The 9829-nt window shown below is 74.2% G+C and carries 8 protein-coding genes; 2 read left to right on the forward strand and 6 right to left on the reverse strand.

Annotated elements, in window-relative coordinates; translation table 11 throughout:
• From ABZY11_RS39690 to lanA, 6 genes are all read right to left on the reverse strand, one after another.
• Positions 1-348, reverse strand: a 348-nt coding sequence (locus tag ABZY11_RS39690) for an NAD(P)H-hydrate epimerase (RefSeq protein ID WP_356483832.1), incomplete at its 3' end; no start/stop codon positions are given.
• A 4-nt stretch (positions 349-352) separates the two neighbouring features.
• Positions 353-721, reverse strand: a complete 369-nt coding sequence (locus ABZY11_RS39695) for a holo-ACP synthase (RefSeq protein ID WP_093897275.1) — start codon at positions 719-721, stop codon at positions 353-355.
• 20 nt (positions 722-741) lie between these two features.
• On the reverse strand, positions 742-2589 hold the full coding sequence (gene glmS, locus ABZY11_RS39700) for a glutamine--fructose-6-phosphate transaminase (isomerizing) (protein ID WP_356483833.1): 1848 nt from the start codon (positions 2587-2589) through the stop codon (positions 742-744).
• A gap of 198 nt (positions 2590-2787) precedes the next feature.
• Positions 2788-4116 carry a lanthionine synthetase C family protein gene (locus ABZY11_RS39705; RefSeq protein WP_356483834.1) on the reverse strand — a complete coding sequence of 443 codons (1329 nt, stop codon included), beginning with the start codon at positions 4114-4116 and terminating at the stop codon, positions 2788-2790.
• A complete protein-coding gene (locus ABZY11_RS39710; protein WP_356483835.1) occupies positions 4113-7289 on the reverse strand; it encodes a lantibiotic dehydratase in 3177 nt (1058 codons plus the stop codon). The genes ABZY11_RS39705 and ABZY11_RS39710 overlap by 4 nt, the downstream gene beginning before the upstream one ends.
• Positions 7290-7400: 111 nt before the next feature.
• Positions 7401-7559, reverse strand: a complete 159-nt coding sequence (lanA, locus tag ABZY11_RS39715; RefSeq protein WP_356483836.1) for an SCO0268 family class II lanthipeptide — start codon at positions 7557-7559, stop codon at positions 7401-7403.
• A gap of 524 nt (positions 7560-8083) precedes the next feature.
• On the opposite strand from lanA, the gene ABZY11_RS39720 reads away from it, so the two are divergent.
• Positions 8084-8683, forward strand: coding sequence for a sigma-70 family RNA polymerase sigma factor (locus ABZY11_RS39720; RefSeq protein WP_356483837.1), 600 nt, complete (start codon positions 8084-8086; stop codon positions 8681-8683).
• Positions 8671-9654 (forward strand): CU044_5270 family protein, encoded by a 984-nt coding sequence (locus tag ABZY11_RS39725; protein ID WP_356483838.1) that lies wholly within the window; start codon positions 8671-8673, stop codon positions 9652-9654. The genes ABZY11_RS39720 and ABZY11_RS39725 overlap by 13 nt, the downstream gene beginning before the upstream one ends.
• Positions 9655-9829 lie beyond the last annotated feature (175 nt).

The raw sequence follows: 9829 nt of genomic DNA on the forward strand, positions 1-9829 counted from the left end.
GATGTGGCCGCCCCAGGCGTCCGCGCCCTCCGAGACCCGCCCGCCGGCCGCGAGCAGGGCCGCCAGACCGCCCTCGTGGGCGCGTTCCGGCGAGGTCAGCACGGCGCGCACACCGGCGCCGCGACGGGCCAGCCGGGCGCCCGCGTACAGCGCGTCGCCCCCGTTGTCGCCGCTGCCGACGAGGAGGACGACCCGGGACCCGTACACCCGGCCGCGCCGCCGCAGCACATCGGCGCAGGCCGCCGCGAGTCCCGCGGCGGCGCGCTGCATCAGCGCGCCCTCGGGCAGCCGGGCCATCAGGGCCTGTTCGGCGGCCCGTACGGTCTGAACGCTGTAGGCGGTACGCATGTGCTCAACCCTCCGCGATCACCACGGCCGACGCCACCCCCGCGTCATGGCTGAGCGACACGTGCCAGTGCCGTACGCCCAGCTCGGCGGCGCGCGCGGCAACCGTGCCGATCACCCGCAGCCGGGGCTGCCCGCTGTCCTCGACGTACACCTCGGCATCCGTCCAGAGCAGGCCGCTCGGCGCGCCGAGCGCCTTCGCGAGGGCCTCCTTCGCGGCGAACCTGGCGGCGAGCGAGGCGATACCGCGCCGCTCGCCGCTGGGCAGCAGCAACTCGCTCTTCAGGAAGAGCCGGTCGGCCATCTGCGGCGTACGCTCCAGCGCCGCGTCGAACCGTTCGATCTCGGCCACATCGATCCCGACCCCGATGATCACGCGTGTTCCCTCATTCCTCGCTACTCCACGGTCACGGACTTCGCCAGATTGCGCGGCTGGTCCACGTCGTTGCCGCGGGCCGTGGCCAGTTCGCAGGCGAAAACCTGGAGCGGCACGGTCGACACCAGCGGCTGAAGCAGCGTAGGGGTAATGGGAATCCGGATCAGATGGTCGGCGTACGGGACGACCGCCTCGTCGCCCTCCTCGGCGATGACGATGGTGCGGGCGCCGCGGGCCCTGATCTCCTGGATGTTCGACACGACCTTGTCGTGCAGCACCGACCGGCCACGCGGCGACGGCACCACCACGACGACCGGGAGGTCGTCCTCGATGAGCGCGATCGGGCCGTGCTTGAGCTCACCGGCGGCGAAGCCCTCGGCGTGCATGTACGCGAGCTCCTTGAGCTTCAACGCGCCTTCCAGGGCCACCGGATAGCCGACATGGCGGCCCAGGAAGAGCACGGTGTCGTGGTCGGCGAGGGAGCGGGCGAGTTCGCGTACCGGCTCCATGGTCCCCAGGACCTGCTCGACCGCGCCGGAGATCTCGGAGAGCTGGCGGATGACGGTGCGGATCTCGTCGCCCCACTTCGTCCCGCGGATCTGTCCGAGGTAGAGGGCGACGAGGTAGCAGGCGACCAGCTGGGTGAGGAAGGCCTTGGTGGAGGCGACGGCGACCTCGGGCCCGGCGTGCGTGTAGAGCACCGCGTCGGACTCCCGGGGGATGGTGGAGCCGTTCGTGTTGCAGATGGCGAGGACCTTGGCGCCCTGTTCGCGGGCGTGCCGCAGGGCCATCAGGGTGTCCATCGTCTCGCCGGACTGGGAGATCGCGACGACGAGGGTGCGGTGGTCGAGGATCGGGTCGCGGTAGCGGAACTCGCTGGCCAGCTCGGTCTCGCAGGGAATGCGGGTCCAGTGCTCGATGGCGTACTTGGCGATCATCCCGGAGTGGAACGCGGTGCCGCAGGCCACGATGACGACCTTGTCGACCTCGCGCAGCTCGTGCGGCGGGATGCGCACCTCGTCGAGGTGGAGCGAGCCCGCGCCGTCGATCCGGCCGAGAAGGGTGTCGGCGACGGCCCTGGGCTGTTCGGCGATCTCCTTGAGCATGAAGTAGTCGTGGCCGCCCTTCTCGGCGGCGGAGACGTCCCAGTCCACGTGGTACTTGCGGACCTCGGCGGGCCGTCCGTCGAAGTCGGTGACGGTGACGCCCTCCCGGCGCAGCTCGACCACCTGGTCCTGCCCCAGCTCGATCGCGGAGCGGGTGTGCGCGATGAACGCGGCGACGTCGGAGGCCAGGAACGACTCGCCCTCCCCCACCCCGACCACCAGCGGTGAGTTGCGCCGGGCCCCGACCACCGTGTCGGGCGCGTCCGCGTGCACGGCGACGAGGGTGAAGGCGCCCTCCAGCCGGCGGCAGACCTGTCGCATCGCCTCGGCCGGGTCGGCGCAGGAGGAGAACGCCTCGGCGAGCAGATGGGCGACGACCTCGGTGTCGGTCTCGGAGGCCAGATCGTGGCCGCGCTCGGCGAGTTCGGCGCGCAGGTCGGCGAAGTTCTCGATGATCCCGTTGTGCACGACGGCGACGCGGCCCGCGTTGTCGAGGTGCGGGTGGGCGTTGGCGTCGGTGGGGGCGCCGTGGGTGGCCCAGCGGGTGTGCCCGATCCCGGTGGTCCCGGCCGGGATCGGCGCCTCGGCCAGTGCCTTCTCCAGATTGACGAGTTTGCCGGCCTTCTTGGCGGCGGCCAGCCCGCCGTCCGCGAGCACGGCGATGCCCGCCGAGTCGTAGCCCCGGTACTCAAGGCGCTTGAGACCCGCGACGACGACGTCCTGCGCCGACTGTCCACCGACGTAACCGACGATTCCGCACATACCGTTCCCTTCGTGGTCACCCGCCCCTCTTCTTCGCATCGTCGCAGAAGGCGACCGGGGCGGCAGGGAGGACGGCGTCGCGGGGCCGAGCCGCCCGGTGCGCGCGGCAGCGGCCGGGCCGCGGTCAAGTACGTGGGCATCGGCGCCGTCGTCCTCGCCCTGGTCCCGGCGGCGGGCCGGGCGCTTCGGGTGGAGCCGCTACGACAGCATCAGGGGCATGTCCCAGTCCGACGGCGTGCCCCCGGCGGAGTACGCGTCCAGGGCCAGGGCCAGGCCCGCCGCCCCGTCGAGATATCCGGAGACATCCGTCGCGAACGGCACCTTCGTCATCGTGAAGCGGTGACCGAAGGGCAGTTCCGGGTCGAAGCTGTCGACCAGCACCGCCGCGATCCGGTCGCGGAGCTGCTCGATCCGGTCGTCGCCGAAGTGCTCGTTCAGCCGCCCGAGCTGGTGCAGCGCCCCCGCCCAGCCGTGGCACAGCGCGTTGTCATTGATGCCCCACCGCTCCAGGGGCAGCGCCAGCAGCCGCTCCACGGAGGCCTTCGCCGTGCCGGTCCAGTCCGCCCGGTCCAGCGCCAGACCCGCCAGCTGGAGCCCGCGCGAGACACCGGGGGCGCCGTAGCACCAGGACGGCCAGCCGGCGGGCGCGGTGAAGGCATCGGGCCCCGCCAGCCATTCGGCGAGGCTCAGATGCGGGGGCCAGTACAGCCCGTGCTCGTCGCGCACCGCCCACCGGGCGAGCAGTCCGGCGGCCGACTCGATGGCCTCCTGCTGGCCCGGTACGCGCACCCCCTGGCGCCAGGCCACGGACAGCAGGGCCAGCGGCCCCGCGACCCCGTGCGACAGGCCGAGATTGAGGTGCCCGTCGGGCAGCCTGTCCTCCGAGCCGATCCGCGGTGCGTCCAGGGCCCACCAGCGCGGCACCCGGTGGCCGCGGTGCTCCACCTCGCCCCGCGCGAGACGGGTCAGGTAGGCCAGTACGGTCTCCAGCTCCTCGCCGCAGGTCTCGGCGCGGGCCAGCAGATAGCGGCCCACCCCCGTCATGCCGCGCACCAGCTCGTAGTGGCCGATGGTGGGCAGCGGGGCGTTCTCCGGGACAGCGGGCAGCGCGGTGCGCACCAGTTCGCGCTGGTACCGGTCGAGCTGCTGGAGCGCGGAGACGTAGCCGCCCGTGGTGCGGTGGGCGATCAGGACGGCGAAGGCGAGGGCGCCCGGTCCCTTGAAGATGCCGCTCGGGGCGGTGTCCCCGGTGGCCGCGGCCCGGGTGGCGGCCGCGAGGTAACCGTGCGCGCGGGCCGTCCGGTCGGTGCCCGGCCGGGCCGCGCCGCTGAAGGCGATGGCCAGGCCGGGGCTGCCGCTGCCGAGGGTCAGCTCGGCCCAGATGCCCTCGGGCGTGCCGTCGTCGGACGCTTCGGCCGGGATCCGGGTGGCGGCCATGGTGGCCGCAGGGTCGGCGAGCCGGTCGAGGATCCGCTCCGAGACCTCCCCGGCCCGTTCACGCAGGACGGTTCGACGGGGCGTGGTCATCGGGTGCTCCTGCGGTCCTCGTGGGCGCGGCGGGCGATACGGGTGCGGGCCGCCCCGCGCAGCACCGCGTAGGCGCGGGCCTCCGCCGCGGCGTCGATGCCGAAGTGCCGGTTGTGCCGCATGTGCAGCAGCGACAGCACGGCCTCGTCGCGGTCGGCCTCGGAGGCGGCCAGCACCAGCTTTCCGTAGGCCGGTGGCTCGGGCGCGTGGGCCCACAGCTCGGCGAGCGCCGGGATGCCCAGCTCGGCGGCGGCGGTTCGGGCGGTGTCGCCCGGGACGTCTCCGGGGCGGATCAGCCGGTCGGCCAGAGCGCGGTGGCGCTGGTAGACCTCGTGGTCGGGGCCCTTGGTGAACATGTGGTCCGCCCAGGCGCACCAGTCCCAGTCGCCGAGCGAGTCCAGCAGCACCGCGTGTCCGGCGGCGGCGAGGACCTCGTCGGGTACGGCCGCCGCCCCGGCACGACGCGCCCGGAGCTGGAGCAGCGCCGAGCGGCTGTCGGTCAGGAAGAGGCCCTCGACGGCCTCCTGCGCGGCCGGGCCGAGGTAGCGGTCGGTCTCCGGGCGGTAGGCGTCCAGCATCATCGTCCGTACGGCACCGGTCCCGGTCAGCCGCCGCACGTGCCGGGCGACGGCGGGCAGCACCCGCCCCAGCAGCGCGGCCGGTTCACCGTGGAAACGGATCCGCAGATGCGGGTCGGGGTCGCGGTAGCGCAGGAAGAACCAGCGGTCGATGTCCGCTTCGGTCTCGGCCAGCAGCGCCGGAAGGTGTTCGGCGAGCAGGGCTTCGTGGGCGGCCTGTTCGGCGTACAGCTTGACGGAGAGCCAGTCCTCGCCCGGCAGATGGACCTCGGTGGGCGAGATCCGGATGCCGGACCCGGCGAGCGGCGGATCGGCCGCGTCCGGACCGGTGGCCGACGGGGTACGGGCGGCACGGACGAGCGGGACGACGATCTCGGTGCTGTGCCCGGAGTTCCAGCCGAGCCCGGCGGCGTCCGCGGTCAGGTCCTCGTAGAGCTGGAACCGGGGTTCCCTGGCGGTCAGTTCGGCGCGCAGCAGCCCCTGGTCCCACGGTTCGCGAAGGTCGATCGGGAACATCTGGTCGTTGCGGGCGATCTGGATGCGGTCGGGCACCCGGCCCCGGCGGCGCCAGTCGCGCAGCCCCTCCTCCCAGGCGGACGCGCCCGCCGACCGGGCCGCTTCCCTCAGACGGCGTCCGGCGAGCCAGCGGCGCGGCGCCGTCAGCACCCGGCCGTAGCGGACGCGCGGGAGGTACGGGAGGACGTCGAGCCCCGCCCAGTCCCAGCCGGACCAGACCCGCGGCCGGGCGGCGGCGAGGTCGGAGAGGAAGCGGGCGACGGGCGGCGCCTGTGTGTCGAGGGCCAGCATGTGCGGGAAGACGGGGACGACCTGACGGCCGGTCGGTCCGTGCAGCAGCCGCAGCCCGTTCTCGCCGGCGGCGACGAGCAGGGTGCGCCAGTCCAGGCAGTGCGGGTCGCCGCGGTCGTCGGCGACCCCGACCGGGATCCGGTACGGCAGCAGCGGCGGCACCTGCACGATGTTCAGCGAGCGCGGGTCGCCGGGCATGACGTCGACCTGGGCGACGAGCACGTCCTCGTCGCCGGGTCCGGTCGCGGGGCCCGCGGCCAGCCCGGCCAGTTCGTCGGTGAGACCGGCGAGGGCGGCGAAGCGGCCCGCGGTCGCGCCGGCCGTCCAGGAGCCGATGTGCGGGCTGCCGAGGAGCAGGAACTCGCCGCGGTCGAGAGCCTCCTGGCTGTCGGCGAGGATCTGGAAGCAGAGTTCGAGGGTGCGTGGGGCGCGGCCCACCGGGGTGTGGCCGGCGGCCTCGGCCAGGCGCGCCACGTCGGCGTCGGTGAGCTCGATGTCGCCGCCGTCGAGGATGGCCTGCTGGGTGAGTTCGGCGATCGCCGCGCGGCGGGGGCGGTCGGCGTCCTCGCCCGTCCCGGCGGCTGGGCGGCCGGGCGCGGCGGCGCCGTACTCGGGCGGCAGCCCGAGGCCGCGGTGCGGGTCCACCAGGTCGCCGAGCGGGACGGCCGAGGCGGTTCCGTATCGCTCGATGAACCGGTCGCGGTAGTCCCGCATGTAGTCGAGGGTGGCCCACTCCGGGGTCATGGCCCAGATCGCGGCGGCGTAGCGACGCACCTCCTCCCCGATCGCCTCCGGCAGCACGATGTCCGCGGGCATCCGCAGGTCGACGTGGACGGGGGGCCGTCGGCCGCCGGCCGCCCCGTCGCCACCGCCGTCCCCGTCGCCACCGCCGCCGTCGCCGTCCAGGGCGCGGACGGCGGTGAGCAGGGCGCGCCAGGAGTCCCGGCCCTCGCCGGGCCGGTCCGCCTCATGGGCGTCGGCGGCTGCCCTGACCGCCCGCAGCCCCTCGGCGGCGCCCGGCACGACCCCGTCGACGGCCGCCTCGACGCGGCCGAGGAGAGCGGCGTCGATGCGGTACGGGGTGAGGGAGGTGAGCAGGAAGCCGTGCTGGACGAGCCCGGCGAGGAGGCCGTCGATGCGGTCCCGGGCCACGGCGGGGAAGCGGGCGCCGAGCTCGTCGAGCAAGGCCGCGTACGGGACGGGCCGCTCGGCGGCCTCCCGGACCACGGCGACGAGGACGTTGTCCTTGACCGAGATGTCGCGGCCGCCGGTGTGCAGGGTGAGCCGGCCGTCGCGCCGTACGCAGAGGTCGTTCAGGACGACGTCGATCCGGCGGCGGACCTCGGGGACGGCGAGCCAGTCGAGCACCCGGCGGTGGAGCCAGCCGCCGTCGAGGCGGACCGCCACCTCGCCGGGGCCGGCGAGCCGGGCTCCGGCGGCGGAGCCGAAGGACGCCCTGCCCACCCCGGCGAACAGCCCGAAGGGGGTGGGGCGGCCACCGGCCCGGCGCGCGTACCGGGTGAGGGTCCTGGCGGCGCTGAGCGTGCGCTTGCGGCCCAGGGCAGCGGCGCCCTCGTCCGTGGCGAGGCGTTGCAGGCTGAGGGAGAGGCTGCCGCTGGCGACCTCGACGGCCTGCCGCAGCAGCGGGTCGGCGGCCAGCCGGCGGAGCCCGGGAACCGGGTCGTCGGCGTCGATGCGGGGTTCGGCGCGGTCGCGCGGCGTACTCGCGATCCGTACGAGCACCGGCTCGCGGACCTCGAAGAGGTCGAGGTCCAGGTCTGGTCGCACGTCGGTCGTCCCCCAGGGTGCGGTGGTACGGGAAAGCGGGGCGGGCCGGGCCCGCCCCGCTTCACTTCGGTCGCAGTCGTCCCGGATGCAGCTGTGTCGGACGCGGTTGCGTCAGGCGCAGCAGACGGGACAGCGGGTACCGATCGCGTAGCTGCTCGGCGAGGTGTAGGTGCCGCCGCCGATCTCCTGCGTCTGGTCGGTGATCTCCGAGATGCGGAGGTCGAGGTCCAGGTCGGTGGCGTCGTTGGTGAGAATCATTTCGGTGCGCATGTGTCCCCCAAAGGGTCATGGAAGCGAACAAATGATTGACGTACCAGAGCGCCTGTACGGCTCTCCCCTGCACACCCTTCACTGCGACCTCACCGCGCGGGGAGGCCGTTTCCGGCCAACTGGAAGAAGCGTCGGAGCGGTCCCTCCGAGCGGGAAGAACGGGCCCGTCCCGGCCCCGGCGCCATCCCGGCAACGGGTCTGCAGCCCCCTCGGGCAGGAACTTTTCCTTCCCTCCCGCGCAGGACGGTCACCGCCCCCAACGGCCGCCGCTCCCCGGGCACATGGCCCCGGTTCCACGTCCCCGTCGGCTTCCGGCCGCGCCGACCGGCTTCTCGCACATTCGACGCGTTCTGGCCTTGCCCCTGACCGACCCGTCAGGCAGCGACCGCCGTCCGTCCCGCAGATCCTGTGAAGGTCACGGACGGCCCCGGGGGCACATCGGGCTCCGCCTACCCTGTGAACCTTTCCGGCCCCTGCGGGGAACAAGGGGTGACACGCTCACCCGCCGAGCCCCAGGAGCCGATGTGACCGGACCACCAGCCAGCGCCGACGACGACGCCGAGGTCATCGCGCAGTCGCTGGAGGAACCCGAGATCTTCGCCGGGCTCTACGACCGGCACGCACCGGACATCCACCGCTATGCCGCCCGCCGCCTCGGGGAGGGTGCGGCGGACGACATCACGGCGGAGACCTTCCTCGTCGCCTTCCGCTCCCGGCGCCGCTACGACACCTCGCGTCGCAGCGCCCGCCCCTGGCTGTACGGCATCGCGGCGAACCTCATCGGCAAGCACCGGCGCAGCGAGGAGCGCGGGCTGCGGGCCCTGGCCCGTACCGGCCAGGACCCGGTGGCCGCGTCCTGGAGCGACCGTTCCGACGACCGGATCGCCGCCCAGGCACCACTGGCGGTGGCGCTCGCCGCGCTGTCGCCCGGCGACCGCCATGTGCTGCTGCTCGTCGCCTGGGCCGACCTCGGGTACCAGGAGGTCGCCGAGGCTCTGGGCATCCCGCTCGGCACCGTACGGTCCCGGCTCAACCGGGCCCGACGCAAGGTCCGCGAGGCCCTCCGCATGGATCCCTCGTTCACGCCCGACGCCATGGAGCTGACCCCGTCATGGACGAAATGACCCAGCTGCGCGAGCTCCGCGCGGACGTGCCCGTTCCCGACCGCGGAGCGCTCGCCCCGGGCCGGCGGCGGCTCACCGAGGCCGCCTCCCCGGACCGCCGCGGCCGCCGTCTGCGGACCGACTGGCGGGTCGCCGCGGCCGGCGCGGCCGCGGCGATCACCGTGGCGGCCGTGCTCGGTACCCAGCTCGGGGATGCCGCCGCGCCCGCCCGCTCCGGACCGGCGTCGACCGCCGGGACCCTGCGGCTGGACAGCCCGACCGAGGTGCTGAACCGGGCCGCCGACGCGCTGGAGAAGCAGCCGGCCGGTCCGGAGCCGCGCGACGACCAGTGGATCTACACCAGGACGATGCAGGCCGCGCAGGACAGCCAGAACGGATCGTCCGGCGTCCGCTTCGAGTACGACCCCGACAACTGGGTTCCGTACGACAACTCCGCCGCGGCCGAGAACGGCAAGGACTCCGACTACCGCACGGCCCGCCAGGCCTACCGGGCCGCCGATCGGCTGCCCGACGACCCGGCGCGGCTGCTGGCAGAGGTCCGCACGTTCTATCCGACCGGGGACACGGCCGAGAGCCCGCCCGAGGCCGAGGCGCAGCACAGCTTCCGCGCGATCGGGCTGATGGCCGAGGCGTACCCGGTCCCACCGGCCGCCCTCGCCCGGATCTACCGGGCCATGGCCACCATCCCCGGCGTGCGTGTCACCGACCACCTGGTGAAGGACGCGGCCGGGCGCGAGGCCATCGCCATCACCCGGAAGGAGGACGGCACGCACGAGCAGCGGGAGATCCTGCTCGACCCGCACGACTTCAGCTACGTCGGTCTGCGTTTCGTGGTCACCGAGGATTACGAGTACGCGCTCACCGACGGCAAGGTGAAGCGTCAGACGATCAAGTTCAAGGCCGGGCAGATCCTCACGAGCGATGCCCGGACCGAAGCCGCCGTCGTCGACGCCAAGGGCGAGAAGCCCTGACGTCACGGGGCCGGGCGGCACGGGTGGGACGCCCCGTCGCCTCCGGGCGGCCGTGACCCGGGGCCGGTGTCCGCCACAGGGGTGCGGACACCGGCCCCACCGCCCGCCCGCCCGCCCGCCCCCCCCCCCCCCCCCCCCCCCCCCCCCCCCCCCCCCCCCCCCCCCCCCCCCCCCC

The organism is Streptomyces sp. NPDC006510, assembly GCF_040611955.1.
Lineage (GTDB): Bacteria > Actinomycetota > Actinomycetes > Streptomycetales > Streptomycetaceae > Streptomyces.

Bases quoted from the DNA above. Each gene is read 5' to 3' on its own strand.
- glmS (WP_356483833.1), bottom strand. From the start codon at position 2,589: ATGTGCGGAATCGTCGGTTACGTCGGTGGACAGTCGGCGCAGGACGTC.
- ABZY11_RS39705 (WP_356483834.1), bottom strand. From the start codon at position 4,116: ATGACCACGCCCCGTCGAACCGTCCTGCGTGAACGGGCCGGGGAGGTC.
- lanA (WP_356483836.1), bottom strand. From the start codon at position 7,559: ATGCGCACCGAAATGATTCTCACCAACGACGCCACCGACCTGGACCTC.
- ABZY11_RS39725 (WP_356483838.1), top strand. From the start codon at position 8,671: ATGGACGAAATGACCCAGCTGCGCGAGCTCCGCGCGGACGTGCCCGTT.